At 32.0% G+C, this 17,023-nt stretch carries 14 protein-coding genes; 8 read left to right on the top strand and 6 right to left on the bottom strand.

Annotated features, from left to right (window positions below; translation table 11 throughout):
- The first annotated feature begins 89 nt into the window (after positions 1 to 89).
- The 8 genes from B2741_RS07715 (at position 90) to gdhA (ending at position 10,477) form a co-directional block, all read left to right on the top strand.
- Entirely contained in the window at positions 90 to 2,312 is a 2,223-nt protein-coding gene (locus tag B2741_RS07715) for a T9SS type B sorting domain-containing protein (RefSeq protein ID WP_291137196.1), read from the top strand.
- A 207-nt stretch (positions 2,313 to 2,519) separates the two neighbouring features.
- A complete protein-coding gene (locus B2741_RS07710; RefSeq protein WP_291137193.1) occupies positions 2,520 to 3,392 on the top strand; it encodes an AraC family transcriptional regulator in 873 nt (290 codons plus the stop codon).
- Between the two features lie 104 nt (positions 3,393 to 3,496).
- Complete coding sequence (gene hemH / locus B2741_RS07705) at positions 3,497 to 4,510, top strand: ferrochelatase (protein WP_291137190.1); 1,014 nt, start codon at positions 3,497 to 3,499, stop codon at positions 4,508 to 4,510.
- A 74-nt stretch (positions 4,511 to 4,584) separates the two neighbouring features.
- Positions 4,585 to 5,142: a CopD family protein gene (locus B2741_RS07700; RefSeq protein ID WP_291137188.1), complete on the top strand. Its 558-nt coding sequence runs from the start codon at positions 4,585 to 4,587 to the stop codon at positions 5,140 to 5,142.
- A gap of 56 nt (positions 5,143 to 5,198) precedes the next feature.
- On the top strand, positions 5,199 to 6,614 hold the full coding sequence (locus tag B2741_RS07695; RefSeq protein WP_414655306.1) for a sensor histidine kinase: 1,416 nt from the start codon (positions 5,199 to 5,201) through the stop codon (positions 6,612 to 6,614).
- 10 nt (positions 6,615 to 6,624) lie between these two features.
- Positions 6,625 to 7,401, top strand: a complete 777-nt coding sequence (locus tag B2741_RS07690) for an enoyl-CoA hydratase/isomerase family protein (protein WP_291137182.1) — start codon at positions 6,625 to 6,627, stop codon at positions 7,399 to 7,401.
- A gap of 31 nt (positions 7,402 to 7,432) precedes the next feature.
- Positions 7,433 to 8,983, top strand: a complete 1,551-nt coding sequence (locus tag B2741_RS07685) for a hypothetical protein (protein ID WP_291137179.1) — start codon at positions 7,433 to 7,435, stop codon at positions 8,981 to 8,983.
- A gap of 150 nt (positions 8,984 to 9,133) precedes the next feature.
- Positions 9,134 to 10,477: an NADP-specific glutamate dehydrogenase gene (gene gdhA, locus B2741_RS07680; protein WP_291137176.1), complete on the top strand. Its 1,344-nt coding sequence runs from the start codon at positions 9,134 to 9,136 to the stop codon at positions 10,475 to 10,477.
- A 55-nt stretch (positions 10,478 to 10,532) separates the two neighbouring features.
- On the opposite strand, the gene B2741_RS07675 is transcribed toward gdhA, so the two are convergent.
- The 6 genes from B2741_RS07675 to B2741_RS07650 form a co-directional block, all read right to left on the bottom strand.
- Positions 10,533 to 11,177, bottom strand: a complete 645-nt coding sequence (locus tag B2741_RS07675) for an HD domain-containing protein (protein WP_291137173.1) — start codon at positions 11,175 to 11,177, stop codon at positions 10,533 to 10,535.
- Positions 11,178 to 11,244: 67 nt separating this feature from the next.
- A complete protein-coding gene (locus B2741_RS07670) occupies positions 11,245 to 12,243 on the bottom strand; it encodes an acyl-ACP desaturase (protein WP_291137171.1) in 999 nt (332 codons plus the stop codon).
- Positions 12,244 to 12,247: 4 nt separating this feature from the next.
- Entirely contained in the window at positions 12,248 to 12,982 is a 735-nt protein-coding gene (locus B2741_RS07665; protein ID WP_291137168.1) for a lysophospholipid acyltransferase family protein, read from the bottom strand.
- Between the two features lie 88 nt (positions 12,983 to 13,070).
- Complete coding sequence (locus B2741_RS07660) at positions 13,071 to 13,481, bottom strand: BrxA/BrxB family bacilliredoxin (RefSeq protein ID WP_262317199.1); 411 nt, start codon at positions 13,479 to 13,481, stop codon at positions 13,071 to 13,073.
- A 101-nt stretch (positions 13,482 to 13,582) separates the two neighbouring features.
- Positions 13,583 to 14,758 (bottom strand): lycopene cyclase family protein, encoded by a 1,176-nt coding sequence (locus B2741_RS07655; protein WP_291137164.1) that lies wholly within the window; start codon positions 14,756 to 14,758, stop codon positions 13,583 to 13,585.
- Positions 14,758 to 17,013 (bottom strand): TonB-dependent receptor, encoded by a 2,256-nt coding sequence (locus B2741_RS07650; protein ID WP_291137161.1) that lies wholly within the window; start codon positions 17,011 to 17,013, stop codon positions 14,758 to 14,760. Before B2741_RS07650 ends, B2741_RS07655 begins: the two co-directional genes overlap by 1 nt.
- Positions 17,014 to 17,023 lie beyond the last annotated feature (10 nt).

Here is a 17,023-nt window from a genome sequence, read left to right as displayed (position 1 = left end):
AAAAATGTCGCTGAGGGTTCTCTAATTGAATATATTATTACTTTGTGATGATAAAAAGTTGTTTTACATGTATATCTATACTTTTCTATGTGTCAATATTTGCACAAGAGGAATCTAATATTTGGTATTTTGGAATAAATGCAGGACTTAATTTTAATTCCAATCCACCAACGCCTCTTTTAGATTTGCCAATTGGCACTTTTTCTTCTGAAGGTTGTTCAACTATTAGCGATAGCAATGGAAATGTTTTGTTTTATACAAATGGTGAGAAAGTTTGGAATAAAAATTTTCATGTCATGTTTAATGGGGACAATTTGGCCGGACATAATTCTTCAACCCAATCCTCTGCCATCATTCCTTATCCTGGAACATATAATTTCACAGAAAACCGATTTGACAAATATTTTCTTGTTACCTTAGATGATTACACAGAACAAGCCCCTAATTCTGAGGATGAAGGCGTTCGTTATTCTGAAATTGATATGTCATTGGATAATGGACTTGGTGTTGTTACTCAAAATAAAAACATCCATCTTTTCGGAACAACTACAACTGAGAAAGTTTGTGTAGTGCCACATAGTAATGGCTGTGATTTTTGGGTAATATGTAAAGTTGTGGACAGTAATAATTTTTATTCCTATCATATTTCAAGTAATGGCTTTAATGTAAATCCAGTAATAAGTACTACTAGTTTTTTTGTTGATGCCAGACCAGGACAAATGAAAGTATCACCAGACAACAAATTACTTTCTTATGTTGTACCTTCAAGTAGCAATTACGAGGGGCTTTATGTCTTTAACTTTAACAACTCTACAGGGTTAATCACTGAAAAATTTGCTGATACTACCGCTAACGAAAATCAGTATGGAACTGCTTTTTCGCCAAATAGCAAAGTACTATACAAATGTGCGGGTAGTAGAATATATCAATATGATGTGTCAACAACTACAAATAATGATTTTATCACATCAAAAACAATTTTTATATCCTCAACCAGTGGTTTACAGTCTATGCAACTTGCTCCTGATGGCAAAATTTACATCGCAAGGCCAATATTAATTTCCTTATCAGGTCGTTTGGGTGTAATTAATAACCCTAATGTATTGGGTGAAAATTGTAATTATGTTTCTGAACAACAGGATTTAGGCGGACGTTTTTGCTTAGCAGGATTGCCTAACCAATTAAACAATCTAAAGCCTTATAATGAGATTATTATAGAAAACGAACTTTGTAATAGCCTACAACTGGCATTGGAAAACAATAACAATATTCTTAATTATAATTGGGGATTAGCTTATGTGACTAATCCGCAAACGTATATAAGTACTTCATTAGAAGCAACACCAACACTCAACATTCCGAACCAAAATGAGCATTACATCATTACTTGTACCATAGTTTCTGAATGTTATAGCAATACTTATCAGTTATTGTTTTCTCCAAGGAATAGCAATTCGGTAATTCCTTCATTTAATCTTTTAACAAATACATATTGCCAAAACCAAACACCCAACTCTTTGCCGTTAACTTCTGTTGAAGGAATTGCTGGAACCTGGACACCAAACATAATCAATACAACAATTGTTGGCACATCGTCTTATACTTTTACACCTAATCAAGATCAATGTGCTTATCAAGCTACTATTGAAATAACAATAAAGCCTAATATAAAGATTGATTTTCAGGATACTATCATTTGTGAAGGTACAACCATTAGTTTTCCTAGTACAAATGGTGTTGATGGCACATGGTATCCTACAAATATTAATACGACTCAAAATACAACTTACACCTTTACTCCTATTGACAATTGTGGGCAATCTTCAACTTGGCAAGTTATTTTTTTAGAAAGTCTTTCTGATTTAAGTATTTCAACTTTTAATAATACCGTTATTGTAAATGTTGTAAGTTCTAATAATATGCTATTGTATCAATTAGATAATGGAAACTTTCAATATTCAAATATTTTTGAAAATGTAAGCTTTGGTTGCCACACAATAAAAGTTACTGATTTATATGGTTGTACAGAGCTTTCTTCTTCTGTTTTCATTTTTGATTATCCCAAATTTTTCACACCAAATAATGACGGATATAATGATTATTGGAATATCGTCATAGAAAACACTGATGCTAATTTGTATATTTTTGATCGTTATGGGAAATTATTAAAAGAAATTAATCAAAATGAAATTGGTTGGGATGGAACCTGTAATGGGAATAAACTTCCTTCAACAGATTACTGGTTTGTATTAGAATATGATGAATGTGGTGTTCGAAAAACATTTAAATCGCATTTTGGTTTAATGCGATAATGTTAAGATAACGACAATTACTTCGTTATTGTTTAAAAACAACGCTAAAAGAGCGTTTTTTCTAAAACAAGATATATTAGATTCTTTCATTTTTGTCGTTATTTATTTTTAGATTTGTAATGAAATAAGGTGCTAACAATTTTATTGATTAGATTCAGTCAAATTATCATATTTGATTTTTATAAAACGGATATAAAAAATATCGCTATGGGTTCTTTAGAAGAAATAAAAATTGAAAATGAATTTATTTTATTACGTTTTCAAAACGACAGTAATGAAACAATTAAAATTGAAAGACCTGTAAGCCAAGGACTTATACAGTTTCATTTTGGAATTAAGGGAAAGGGAAAATTTATCTTTAATCAAGGAAATTATGCTTTGGATTTGAAAGAAGAAAAGTCGCTTTTATTTTACAATCCACAAAAAGAATTGCCCATTCATTTAGAATTAGCTCCAAATACATGGGTGATTTCTATTATTGTTTCTATCAAAAAGTTTCATGGATTATTTTCTTCGGAAGCAGAAAACATCCCTTTTTTAAGTGATGAAAATAAAGATAAGAAATATTATAAGGAGAATGATATTAGTCCTTCCATGTCAATTGTATTAAGTCAAATTTTTCATTACAATTTAAATTCTTTTATCAAAAACTTGTATTATAAAGGAAAAGGTTACGAATTATTGAGTTTGTATTTTAATCGTTCTGAAGATCCAAATGCAGAGCAGTGTCCGTTTTTAATCGATGAAGAAAATGTATTAAAAATAAAAAAAGCCAAAGAAATTATGATTTCTAATATGGCTGAGCCACCTGGATTAGAAGAATTATCTGAGCAAGTAGGATTAAGTTTGAAGAAATTAAAAATGGGTTTCAAGCAAATTTATGGCGATACGGTTTATGGATTTTTATTTGAATATAAAATGGATTATGCCCGTCAATTGCTTGATAGTGGTTCGTACAATGTAAATGAAGTAGGTTTAAAAATCGGATACAGCACGGGAAGTCATTTTATTGCAGCTTTCAAAAAGAAATTTGGGACAACACCAAAAAAATATTTAATGAATTTGAACACGAATGTATAAAACCAATTGATATCAATTTCGTATATCAAACTATAAATAAAAAAATGATAATTTAAAAAGTAAAAAAACCAAATTAATTACTTTTATAAAAAAACAATTGCCACATGAAAGGAGTACTATTAGTAAATTTAGGATCACCAGAAAGCCCAACAGCAAAAGACGTTAAGCCGTATTTAGATGAATTTTTAATGGATAAATACGTAATTGACGTTCCGTTTTTATTGCGTGCATTATTAGTTAGAGGAATTATTTTGCAAACGCGTCCAAAAAAATCGGCTGAAGCGTATGCAAGAATTTGGACAGACGAAGGTTCTCCTTTAATTGTGATTTCTAAAAAAATGCACCAAAAGGTTCAAAAATTGGTTGATGTTCCGGTTGCTTTAGCCATGCGTTATGGATCCATGACTATTCAAAAAGGATTACAAGAATTAAAGGATAAAGGTGTAACAGAAATAATGCTTTTGCCTTTATATCCGCAACATGCCATGGCTTCAACTACTACTATTTTAGTTTTGGCAGAAGAATTGCGTCAGAAGCATTTCCCAGAAATGACATTTACTAATGTTCCAGCATTTTATAACAAACCCGATTTTATTCAGGCTTTGGCAAATTCTATTAAAAAGCACTTGGAAGGATTTGAATATGACCATTTATTATTTTCGTATCACGGAATTCCAAAACGTCATATTCGTAAAACAGATGTAACGAAATCGCATTGTAAAATTGATGGTTCTTGTTGCAACACGCCTTCTCCAGCTCACGAATTTTGTTACCGTCATCAATGTTATGAAACTACAAAACAAGTTGTAAAATTATTAGGAATTCCAGAAGGAAAATACAGCCAAACCTTTCAGTCGCGTTTAGCAGGTGATAAATGGTTAACACCTTATACAGATGTAGAAATCAACAAAATGCCAGAACAAGGCATTAAGAAATTAGCGGTTGTAACGCCAGCTTTTGTTGCCGATTGTTTAGAAACTTTAGAAGAAATTGCAATGGAAGCCAACGAACAATTTTTGCATCATGGTGGTGAGGAATTTATGGCAGTTCCATGTTTAAATGATGAAGATGAATGGTGTGGTGTGGTTGCAAATTGGGTTAAGGAATGGATTAAATAAATTGTTTCAAGTTTCAGGTTTCAAGTTCTTAGAACAGCAATCAACCTGAAACCTGAAACTTGAAACTAAGTAATATGGAACTTTACAACTACATAAAATCACTGCATTTAATCTTTGTAATTACCTGGTTTGCTGGGTTGTTTTACATTGTTCGTTTATTTGTTTATCACGCAGAAGCCAAACAAAAACCGCAACTAGAGCAAGACATATTGATTAAACAATATCAATTAATGCAATATCGTTTGTGGTACATTATTACTTGGCCAAGTTCGGTTTTAGCAAGTGTTTTTGCTTTTTGGATGTTGTTTTTTACTGAAGTTGGAAAAGTTTGGCTGACACAACCTTGGATGCATGTAAAATTAGCTTTTGTGTTTTTATTGTATTTGTATCATTTAAAATGCCATCAAATATTTAAGCAATTACAAAATAACGAAGTGAAACATTCCTCTGGTTTTTTTAGACTTTGGAACGAAGGTGCTACTATTATTCTTTTCGCAGTTGTTTTTTTAGTAATTTTAAAAAATGCAATTAATTGGATTTATGGTGTTGTCGGAATTTTTGTTTTTTCGATTTTAATTATGATGGGATACAAATTGTACAAGAAAATTAGAGAAAAGAACCAAAATAGTTAATGGATAGAATTTTTAATATCAAAAATCTTTCACTACGAATAAGAATATTTCTATCCATGATATTCTTAACACTTATTGCGTCTATACTTATTGCTGCGGTTTCCATATATCAATTTAGAAAAGAGGCAAAAGAATACCATCAAGATAGATTAGAGCGAAAAGAAACTGCAATTGCTGAACATATAAATTATGTATTACAAACAACAACTTATCCGCTAAACACAAAAAATATTCCGCTAATTTTTAAAGATAAAATTTTCGAATTAGCAGATATTCATAGTATGGAAATTAATTTTTTCGATTTAAAAGGGAACTTATTAATTTCATCAAAAGCTATTTTTAAATTAGATAAAGACAAACCAAAAATTAATCCATCTACTTTAAAAATCATTCAATCTTCTATAGAAAAACGGTATATAGAATTTTCAAATGTTGACGATAGAACCTATCGTTCTTCTTATTCTTATTTAAAAGATAATAAATTTAAGCCACTTGCTATTTTAAATTTGCCCTATGAAGAAGATGCTGAGTTTTATGACAATGAAGTTCAAAATTTCTTAATTCGTTTTGGACAGGTCTATACTTTTATGTTTTTCATTGCTATTGTTCTTTCTTACTTTTTATCAAGTTATATTACAAAATCATTAAAAATCATTAGTGATAAAATTCAGGAAACTCAATTAGATCAACGGAACGAGAAAATTGTTATTGAAGACGGAAGTAAGGAAATCAACTTATTGGTTCGTTCTTATAATAACATGGTTGATAAATTAGAAGAAAGCGCCACTATTTTAGCTCAAAGTGAAAGAGAACAAGCTTGGCGCGAAATGGCAAAGCAAGTAGCGCATGAAATTAAAAATCCGCTTACTCCAATGCGTTTAACGGTGCAAAGTTTTCAACGAAAGTTTGATGCTAACGATCCTGATATTTCAAAAAAATTAAACGATTACACGCAAACAATTTTACAACAAATAGACACGATGAGTTCGGTGGCAAGTGCTTTTTCTAACTTTGCAACAATGCCAGCGCAACAAAACGAAACTTTAAATGTTGTTCGAATTGTAAAAATGGCATTGGAAATTTTTAACGAAGATTTTATTCAGTTTTCAGCATTAGAAGACGAAATTATTGCTAAGTTAGATAGAACACAATTAATCCGTGTGATTACAAATTTGGTAAAAAATGCAATTCAAGCCATTCCAGAAGAAAAAGAGCACAAACTGGTTTTTGTGACCGTTTTTAGAGAAGATAATCAAGTAAAAATTGCAGTTAAAGATAATGGAAAAGGAATTTCGCAAGAAAATGCTGCCCGAATTTTCGAACCAAAATTCACCACGAAATCTAGCGGAATGGGACTTGGTTTAGCTATTATTAAAAATATTATCGAAAATTACAACGGAACAATTACTTTTGAAACCGAATTAAACATTGGAACCGAATTTTTGGTTTCTTTCCCAATAAATAAACAATAAACAAACTATAATGGAAAACATTTTAATTGAAAAACAAGACAATATTGCGGTTATTACCATTAATAGACCCACAAAATTAAACGCATTAAATAAAGCTACAATCCAAGAGTTACATGAAGGTTTTAAAGCGTTAAAAGATGACAAATCGGTGAAAGCCATTATTATTACAGGAAGTGGCGAAAAAGCATTTGTTGCTGGGGCTGACATTTCAGAATTTGCCAATTTCTCAGTAGAAGAAGGCGGAAAATTAGCTGCTCAAGGGCAAGAATTATTATTTGATTTTGTACAAAATTTAAGCACACCTGTTATTGCAGCAGTTAATGGATTTGCTCTTGGTGGGGGATTAGAATTGGCAATGGCTTGTCATTTTAGAACAGCTTCAACTAATGCAAAAATGGGATTGCCAGAAGTTACATTAGGAGTTATTCCAGGTTATGGAGGCACACAACGTTTAGCGCAATTAGTAGGAAAAGGTCGCGCTATGGAACTAATTATGACAGCCGGAATGATTGATGCCGAAACCGCTAAAAATTATGGTTTAGTGAACCATGTTGTTGCACAAGAAGAACTATTAGATTTCACAAAAGGAATTGCTTCAAAAATCGCAAACAATTCAAGTGTTGCTATCGCAAAAGCAATCGAAGCAATTAATGCCAATTTTGAAGACGGAACGAATGGTTATGAAGTAGAAATTAAAAATTTTGGTCTTTCTTTTGGAACCGAAGATTTTAAAGAAGGAACAACCGCGTTTTTAGAAAAAAGAAAAGCAATATTTCCAGGGAAATAATCACATAAACATTTAATACGAATCTATAAAAATGAAAAAATTTATTACAGTTTTATTTATAAGCCTTTCATTCACAAATTTTTACGCACAAGAAATCCCTAATAGCATAATTAAAAGCGCCGTTTTTAAAGACGAATACAAACATTCTTATATTTCTTTAGTTGAAGACGATGGAAATGATGGCGTCTTCATTGTAAGAAGTTATGCTGGTGGATTATTTTCTTCTGGAGCAGGATATTACTTTGAACATTATGACTCAAATCTGAAATTAATTAAAGAATATGAGTATGAAATGAAACGCTCTGATGTTGAAAAATATGGAGCAATTATAGGTGTAATTATGAATGGAACCGAAGTTAACCTAATCGATTTCGTTTACAATACAAAAGAAAAAGCATTTGTTTGTTCTGCTTTATCTTCAAGTATCAATGAGTTTAATTTTACTAAAAAAGAGCTTTTTAGAATTGCTAGTGACGATGTAATGAAATCGCAATGGTTTGGAAACAACCAATTTGATGGCGATTCTGGAACTAATTTTATAGTTAATGAAGATAAAACTGCTTTTGCAATCACTATTGATATTAAAAATAAAAATGCCGAAACACATAAAGTTTATTTGTTTGATAATAAGTTGAACAAAAAAATTGAGCACGAATTTAAAAGAGATATTAAAGATAAAAAGTTTAAATATGAAAATATTGATGTTTCTAAAGACGGGACCAATCTGTATCTTTTAGGAAAGGTTTTTACCGAAGAAAAAAAGAAGAAAAAAGAAGGCGGAAAATACCAGTATGAATTGACAAGAATAAGCAAAGATGGTCAAGCAACTCAAGTTTTTGATACTGATGAACATTTTTCGGGTTCTTTAAAGACAATTGTTTTTGAAGATAAACTTACATGTATAGGGTTTTATTCTGACAGAAAAGATTTTCGCTATAAAGGAATTAGTTATTTCGAGTTAGATCCAATAACATTAGCAATTCGAAAATCAAAATTTAATCCGTTTACGGAACAATTTATAGTTGATAAATATGGAAAAAATAAAGACAAAGAATTGAAAAATTTATCATTTAGAGGAATTTTGATAACCCAACAAAACGAAATTGTTTTTAACGCCGAAGAATATTATGTAACGTCGCATTACCATGCAACTCCAAATGGTGGAGGAACTTGGACATATTCGTATCATTATGATGATATTGTTAGCGCAAAAATAGCGCAAGATGGAAACATTATCTGGGCAAGAAACATTAATAAACGCCAATCAACAGGTGGTGACGATTCATATATTTCATATACTTCAACAGTTAAAGGAAATGACACTTACTTTTTTATTAATACAGGTGAAAAAGTAAAAAAATTAAGCAATGATAGAATTCAATTTGGACAAACAAGTACCAAAAAATCAAATCTTAATGTAATTAGAATTAACCCAGATGGAAATTTTGATTTTCAAGAAATCTTAGATGATAAAGATAGTGAAGTACCATTTATGGTTTCTGATGGAGCCATTTCAAAAAACTCGGTCTACTTCATTGGTCGAAAAGGAAAGAAAAAGCAGCTATTAAAAGTAACGATTTAAAAATTTAACCCAGAACTTAGTTCTGGGTTTTTTATTTAAGGTTATTAAAAAATGTTTTAGTTAATTTTTTCAAGTATAATTGTTAAAATGTTTAATTTTGAGTTGAAATAAATATTTTTTAATTATTTAACAAACAACAACACAATAATTATGTTAAAAAAAATTAATGATTTCGTGGCTGAAGTTGCGAAAAAAAATCCAAATGAACCTGAGTTCTTGCAAGCTGTCCACGAGGTGGCTGAAGCGGTTATTCCATTCATTGAAAACAATAAAAAGTATCAAGATAAAATGCTTTTAGAACGAATGGTTGAACCTGAAAGGGTTGTAATGTTTCGCGTAGCATGGTTAGATGATGCCAGAAAAACAAGATTAAACAAAGGGTATCGTATTCAAATGAATTCTGCAATTGGTCCATACAAAGGGGGATTGCGTTTTCATCCTTCGGTAAATTTAAGTATTTTGAAATTTTTAGCTTTTGAACAAGTTTTTAAAAACAGTTTAACGACATTGCCAATGGGTGGTGGGAAAGGAGGTTCAGATTTTGATCCAAAAGGAAAATCAGACACTGAAATCATGAGTTTTTGCCAAGCTTTTATGGCAGAATTATTTAGACACATTGGGCCAGATACCGATGTTCCTGCGGGTGATATTGGTGTTGGCGGTAGAGAAGTAGGGTATTTATTTGGTCAATATAAAAAATTGAGAAACGAATTTACAGGCGTTTTAACAGGTAAAGGAATTTCTTTCGGAGGTTCGTTAATTCGTCCAGAAGCTACAGGATATGGTACTGTTTATTTTGCCCAAAGTATGCTAGCAACCAAAGGACTTTCATTTCAAGGGAAAACAGTTTTGGTTTCTGGTTCCGGAAATGTGGCGCAATATGCCATTGAAAAAGCTACACAATTAGGAGCAAAAGTGGTGACCGCATCAGATTCTTCAGGATATATTTATGATGCAGACGGAATTGACGCAGAGAAATTAGCGTACATTATGGAAATCAAAAATGTAAATTATGGTAGAATTTCTGAATATTTAAAGAAATATCCAAAAGCACAATTTTTTGCAGGAAAAGATCCATGGGAAGTTAAATGTGATATTGCTTTGCCTTGTGCAACTCAAAACGAATTGAACGGTGATGAAGCACAAAAATTAATTGCAAATGGTTGTATTTGTGTGGCAGAAGGTGCCAATATGCCTTCAACTCCAGAAGCAATTGCAGAGTTTCACAAATCTAAAATTTTATTTGCACCAGGGAAAGCATCTAACGCAGGTGGTGTAGCCACATCAGGTTTAGAAATGTCGCAAAATTCATTACGATTGAGTTGGACAACAGAAGAAGTGGATGAACGTTTACATAAAATCATGAATAGCATTCACGAATCTTGTGTAAAATATGGTAAAAACGATGATGGTTATATTGATTATGTAAAAGGCGCTAATATTGCAGGTTTTGTAAAAGTAGCCGACGCTATGCTATCGCAAGGAGTGGTTTAATGAAATCAAAATATTAAAAAAAGCGGTTTTCTTTATGAAAACCGCTTTTTTGTTTTTATTCATGACCGTCCCATTCGGCATAAAATTGACTTAAAAAAGCTACCATGAAATCATGACGTTTTTGAGCAATTTTTTTACCTGTTTCGGTATTCATTTTATCTTTTAAAAGCAATAGTTTTTCGTAAAAGTGATTTAGAGTTGGCGATTCACTATTCTTATATTCTTCCTTATTCATATTCATGTTTGGTTGAATATTTGGATTGTATAATGGACGATTTTTAAAACCACCATAATTAAAAGCACGTGCAATTCCTATAGCGCCAATTGCATCCAATCGGTCTGCATCTTGCACAACTTCTAATTCTTTTGAATTGAATTTCTTTTCGAAATTTCCACCTTTAAAGGAAATATTTTCAATAATTGCAATTACATGTAAAATAATGTCTTCTGAAACATTTTGCGATTCTAAAAAAGCACGAGCTGTTTTCGGACCAACCGTTTCATCGCCACCATGAAATTTTGAATCAGCAATATCGTGTAATAAAGCACCAAGCTTCACTACAGTTAAATCGCAATCTTCGCCTTCAGCAATTAACAAAGCATTTTTATAGACGCGTTCAATGTGAAACCAATCGTGACCTCCTTCTGCATTTTCTAATTGTTGTTTTACAAAAAGTATAGTGTTGTCTATTATTGTCATTTCTGATGATATAAAAAATTCCAATCTTGTGTAAAATTGGAATTTAATTTTTTTAGAATTTATAAGTTTATCTAGCTAAAGCCGGTTCTACCCATTTAAAAAGTTGTCCTTCAGCAGGAACGACTAAACGCTCAGAAATTTTTGCCATACGAGCAGGTAATTTCATTAGATAATCACGTGCTTTTTCAGCTTCATCTGTAAGATTGCCAATTTTATCAATTTCCCATTTCTCATTTAATTTTTGAAGAATATCCACATAATCCATCGCTGTGTAAACACCTAAACGTTGTGCCGATTCTGAAAATTTTTCGAATGCAGTTCCAATACTTTCACCTGATTCTCTAATCAAATGCGCTGGCATCGTAATTTTTTTCTTCATCATGTATTGAAACGATAACATCATTTCGCTAGGATCTACTTCAAAAATACGTTTAACAAATTCGCTATATGCTAAGTGATGGCGCATTTCGTCTCCTGCAATTAAATTACACATTTTGTGTAGTTTTTTATCGCCAAATTTCTTAGCCAATTGCGCAACACGATTGTGAGAAACATAAGTTGCTAATTCTTGAAAACTGGTGAATACAAAGTTTTTATAAGGATCTCTTCCAGTTCCTGGATCAAAACCATCGTTGATTAAATGGTGCGTAGTAATTTCAACTTCACGCATATTCACTCTACCCGAAAGATAAAGATATTTGTTTAATACATCTCCGTGACGGTTTTCTTCACCTGTCCATTGACGTAACCATTTTGCCCAACCATTATCTCCGTTTTCTCCTTTTTGAGTAACGCCTTCTACATCCATTAACCAAGTTTCGTATGTTGGTAACGCTTCTTCGGTAATGGTATCTCCAACTAAAGTTACCCAAAAATCATAAGGTAAATCTTTAGCTATTTCACGTAGTTCTTTTACTTCTTCTAAAAAGTTTTCTTTTGAAGAATCAGGAAGCAAATCAGTAGGTTGCCAAATTTTTTCTACAGGGATTAAAAATTCTTCCACGAAGTTATCCACTTTTTTTTCCAAAAACTGCATTACTTCCAAGCGGACGTTTTGTATTGACATTGGGTTATATTTTAATATGTTTTATAATTATATTTTCGGTTTTCTCAAAAATCTCTTCAAAAGGATGTTCTGAAATTTTCATTGGTTTATGGATGGTAAATTCTAAGCGAGTTCCTAATCCAAGAGGAAATTGTCCAAATTTAGTCATTTTCCATGAATTATTAATGGTAATTGGCAAGAAGTACGCATCTGGAGCAAACTTGTATAACATTTTTAATCCATTCACGGCGAAAGGTTTAGGTGTTCCTGTTTTGCTTCGTGTTCCTTCTGGAAAAATTACTACGGAGTAATTATTATTGTTTACTAATTCGGCTACTTTTTTAATTTCTGGCAACGCTTGTTTTGGATCTTTTCGGTTAATTAAAGCCGAACCACCATGGCGTAAATTATAAGAAACACTCGGAATTCCTTTTCCTAGTTCAATTTTGCTGATGAATTTTGGATGTACTTTTCGTAAAAACCAAATGATAGTGGTGATATCATGCAAACTTTGATGATTGGCAACGATGATTAAAGGTTTATTTTCAGGAACATTTTCCATTCCTTTAATATGATATGAAGCGCCTACAATGTGAGCCGTTCTAACTAAAAACCAATTTAGGTAAGCTACACTTAAACGATGCGCATTGTATCCAAAAAGATTGAAACAAATCCATTGAATAGGATGAAAGATTACTAACCAAAGTAAAAAAAAGAAGTAATACACTATTGAAAGTGGATACGATACTATTTTTTCCATTTTTAAATTGAATTTGCACAAAAGTAAGGTTTAAAATAAAAAACCACCAATGTTTTGGTGGTTTTTTATTGTATGCCAGCATAGTATCTTAGCAATATTCGTTGTAAGCGTCTTTTAAGTTTTCAGCAATTAATTCAGCTGGACGCCCTTCTATATGGTGGCGTTCTAACATGTGTACTAATTCACCATTTTTAAACAAAGCCATACATGGCGATGATGGAGGAAAAGGAAACATGTGTTGGCGAGCTGCATCAACTGCATCTTTGTCAACTCCAGCAAAAACAGTTACTAATTGTGAAGGTTTTTTAGCACCATCTAAACTCATTTTTGCTCCCGGACGTGCATTTCTTGCCGCACAACCACAAACCGAGTTGATTACTACTAATGTAGTTCCTTCATTTTTTAAAGCATTTTCTACTGCTTCAGCGCTATATAATTCTTGAAAACCAGCTTCTGTTAATTCAGCACGCATTGGTTTTACCATTTCTTCTGGATACATAATTTTTATGTTATAAGTTAACGAGTGGCAAAGTTACAAAGTTTTTTGCTTGTTATAGAAAACCAATTCATAAAGATTTGTTATGATTTGATAGTTTACTCTTATTTTAAAATTCTACCAAAAAGCGCTTTTACAAATAGCATTTTCGGACATTTCCAAATTACTTGTAAATCTTCCCAAATAGAAGTTTCTTCATCCAAAAATTTAAAAATTACAGTCGAACTTCCTTTTTTAAACATTGAAGAAAATATCTTAGAACCTAATTCGTTTTTTGAACTCAAAATATCCAACAACAATAAATCGTAGAACCAAAATTTATCTTTTTTATGAAATTTAGTGAAGTCGAATTCTGATTTTATAAATTGAACTAAAGCTTTTGATTTTTTGGAAGCATTTTTAAAAGTATAACCTGTGCTAGCTTTTGTCCAACCGCCAGCCGAACCAATATTAATGATGTTTTTCGTGTTGTGTTTCCAGAAAGGATAACACGTCATCGGGATATTGCCTTGTTCTTTTTCGATGATTTCGTATTCGGTTATTCCGAGATTTTCAATGTATTTCTGAATTTCAGATTCGTATTCTTCCCTCGGAAGTAAATCTTTTGAAAATAAGGTGTATTCCAATAAAGCTTCAGTTGAAGAAGTTGGTAAAACATACATAAATCTTGTGTTACCTTTCTGTTCCACCGAGAAATCCATGAAAGTAGCGTAATTTGGTGTAAAAACCGCTTCTTTACTTTTGATAAACCAACCGATAAAATGTTGCTGAATTAAAGGGAATTTGGTTTGCGCTTTTACAGCTTCTGGATTGTAAATGGAATTGAAAATTTTGTTACAAGTAAAAGTTTCTTCTTTGGTTTTTACAACACAATGGTTGCCTAATTCGGTAAAATCAACAACTTTTTGATTTAGAAAATGAATGTTTTTATGTTCGGAAATCTTTTTGAAAACCAATTCGTAAAAATCCAAACCATTGATTTTCTTGTATTGATAAGGGGTTAGTTCTAAAACCCGATTGAATTTCTCATTGGCAAAAATGGCTTGATTCCATTTTTTTGAGACGATTTCTTCGAATGATTCCCCTCTCTTAGAGGGGTGCCCTTTGGGTGGGGTGTCGTTTTCATCCCAAAAACACCAAGTTCTATCGTTTGCTTTTTTAGTATTCTCATCAATTAGCAAAATGGATTTATCTTCAAATTTTCCAGATAAAAGCATTTCATAAACGGTCATTAAAGCCGATAATCCTGAACCTGTGAAAATGTAATGATAATGTTGCATTAAAAAATAGTATATCGAATTCCTAAAAAACCTCTAATTCCTTGGTTGGGCGCATACACATAACTTGGATCAAAAGTTAAAGCATATGGATTTGTTGGTGTAGCTAAAACATTTCCGTTTGTGTTATATGTTACATCTTCATCAAATGGATCGTTTGCTCTCGCTATTAAGAAAGGCGTGCTTTTGTTTGGCGTCCAATTCAAAATATTTTTCACACCACCATAAAGTTCAAAACTACGAAATTTTTTATAAGTAAACTGAATGTTTTGTAAACTCCAAATAGGAGAATATTCAGGTCTTGGATCTAAATCACCTAAAATCGGCAATCGCATTGGTCCATATAAATTTCCGGTGTAATCGATGGATAAAAACCATTTTGGAATATCGTAAGTTATAGCCCAATTGACGCTGTATTTTTCCGTTAAAACAGGTGTTGAACTCATTCCGTTTTGCACATTTTTAGGTTCCATAATCGTAAAACCAACAATTGCTTTTAATCCAAAAGGCGTAACTAAATCGATATTACCACTAATTCCTAACGTTTGTGCATATCCGTTTAAGTTCGAATAAATGATTTGATTTGGATTTGTGTCGTAATCTGGAATAATTTGGTTGTTAAAATAGGTGTACCAAGCCGAAGTTTCGAAACCTAAAAAAGTGCCGTTTTCAAATCTTATTTTCTTCAGATAATTCAAATTGATGTTGTATGAAGTTTCCGGTTTTAAATCTTCTGTAATCACAACATCTCTTGAACCCGTTAAAGCGGCATGTTCTTCGGTAAATAAATTCACAATTCGAAATCCAGTTCCTGCATTAATTCGGAACACATCATTTTCTGTCGGATTCCATTTGTAGGCTATTCTGGGTGTAAAAATGTTTCCGTGATTGTTGTTGTAATCGTATCTAGCACCTAATAAAATATGATGCTTCTCCGCTAATTTTATTTCATCTTGAAGAAACACGCTATAGATTTTTGTTTGTTCTGCCGAAAGAGTTGCCGTTGTATTATCGTCATAATATTGATAACGAAAAGCAGCTCCCAATAACAAATTGTGATTTTCTACCTTTTTATCCCAAGTATATTGTCCGAAAGCGATTTTTTGATTCGCTAAATAAATGGTATTTCCATAAACCGAATTTTGATCGTGAGCGGTTACGGAAAACGACAAATACATGTCTTCTGTGGTTGGTAATTGATATTTACTCAAAAGCTCCACTCGTTTGGTATAAATGCTTTCACCATACACTTCAGAGCCACCACGATGGGTTTTGTTCCATTGCATTTCGCCTCCCCAACGGTCTTCGTAAAAAAGGCGTCCAGCGATGGTGAATTCTTTATTGTTTTTTCGGTCAAAGTTCCATTTGTTGAAGACGGAAATTCGTTCTTGCAAGGTTACATCTGTAAAATTATCATTGTTATTATCGATAGGTTGGTTGTAATTATAATAATTGATGCCGACTAAAGTAACTGCTTTTTTACCAATGTTACTTTTAAAACCTAAATCCAAATTCGTTTCTAACCAAGAAGTCGAAAAAATATCGGCTGAAAATAAGGGAGCAGTTGTTGGTTTTTTGGTAATGATGTTAATTAATCCACCAACCGCTTCACTTCCATACAAACTTGAGGCTGGACCTTTAACTACTTCAACTCTATCAATTAACGAATTCGGAATTCCTGATAAACCATAAACAGTTGAAAGCGAACTCACAATTGGCATTCCGTCAATTGTAACCATGGTGTACGGACCTTCTAATCCGTTAATATGAATGTCGCCTGTGTTGCAAATGTTGCAATTCAGTTGAGGTCGAACACCGTTAACATTTTGCAAGGCTTCAAAAATATTGGAGGTTGGGTTTTTCTTTAAAAAAGCAGTTGTATACACTTCAACCGGAACTGGCGTTTCCATTCTTGAAACGGGTTTTAAAGTTCCAGAAATCACTACATCATCTAATGTGTTTGAATCTTCTTGTAAGGTGAAATTGATTGTTAAATCAGAATTGTTTTCAAGTGTAATTTTTTTCTTTTCGGGTTTAAACCCAATGTAAGAAGCAGTAATTGTATAGGAACCATTAGGAATATTTTCAAATATATACATTCCTTTTTCATTGGTTTCAACTCCTTTATTTAGTTCTTTAATATAAATATTAGCATAAGCTAAAATTTCATTATTAGCGGTCACTTTTCCTTTTATTGTGTTTTGTGAAAAGGTAAAAAACGAAAAAAATAGAGTTGTATAAATAAATATTTTAAACATTGTAAAATTA

This window comes from Flavobacterium sp. UBA7663, from assembly GCF_002483315.1.
Classification (GTDB): Bacteria; Bacteroidota; Bacteroidia; order Flavobacteriales; family Flavobacteriaceae; genus Flavobacterium.
Note: the sequence above shows the minus strand (reverse complement) of the source record. Positions and strands in the feature narration are given on the sequence as shown.

Excerpts from the sequence above, each read along its gene's own strand:
- B2741_RS07710 (WP_291137193.1), top strand. The coding sequence starts at position 2,520 with ATGGGTTCTTTAGAAGAAATAAAAATTGAAAATGAATTTATTTTATTA.
- hemH (WP_291137190.1), top strand. The coding sequence starts at position 3,497 with ATGAAAGGAGTACTATTAGTAAATTTAGGATCACCAGAAAGCCCAACA.
- B2741_RS07700 (WP_291137188.1), top strand. The coding sequence starts at position 4,585 with ATGGAACTTTACAACTACATAAAATCACTGCATTTAATCTTTGTAATT.
- B2741_RS07695 (WP_414655306.1), top strand. The coding sequence starts at position 5,199 with ATGATATTCTTAACACTTATTGCGTCTATACTTATTGCTGCGGTTTCC.
- B2741_RS07690 (WP_291137182.1), top strand. The coding sequence starts at position 6,625 with ATGGAAAACATTTTAATTGAAAAACAAGACAATATTGCGGTTATTACC.
- B2741_RS07685 (WP_291137179.1), top strand. The coding sequence starts at position 7,433 with ATGAAAAAATTTATTACAGTTTTATTTATAAGCCTTTCATTCACAAAT.
- gdhA (WP_291137176.1), top strand. The coding sequence starts at position 9,134 with ATGTTAAAAAAAATTAATGATTTCGTGGCTGAAGTTGCGAAAAAAAAT.
- B2741_RS07675 (WP_291137173.1), bottom strand. The coding sequence starts at position 11,177 with ATGACAATAATAGACAACACTATACTTTTTGTAAAACAACAATTAGAA.
- B2741_RS07670 (WP_291137171.1), bottom strand. The coding sequence starts at position 12,243 with ATGTCAATACAAAACGTCCGCTTGGAAGTAATGCAGTTTTTGGAAAAA.
- B2741_RS07665 (WP_291137168.1), bottom strand. The coding sequence starts at position 12,982 with ATGGAAAAAATAGTATCGTATCCACTTTCAATAGTGTATTACTTCTTT.
- B2741_RS07660 (WP_262317199.1), bottom strand. The coding sequence starts at position 13,481 with ATGTATCCAGAAGAAATGGTAAAACCAATGCGTGCTGAATTAACAGAA.
- B2741_RS07655 (WP_291137164.1), bottom strand. The coding sequence starts at position 14,758 with ATGCAACATTATCATTACATTTTCACAGGTTCAGGATTATCGGCTTTA.
- B2741_RS07650 (WP_291137161.1), bottom strand. The coding sequence starts at position 17,013 with ATGTTTAAAATATTTATTTATACAACTCTATTTTTTTCGTTTTTTACC.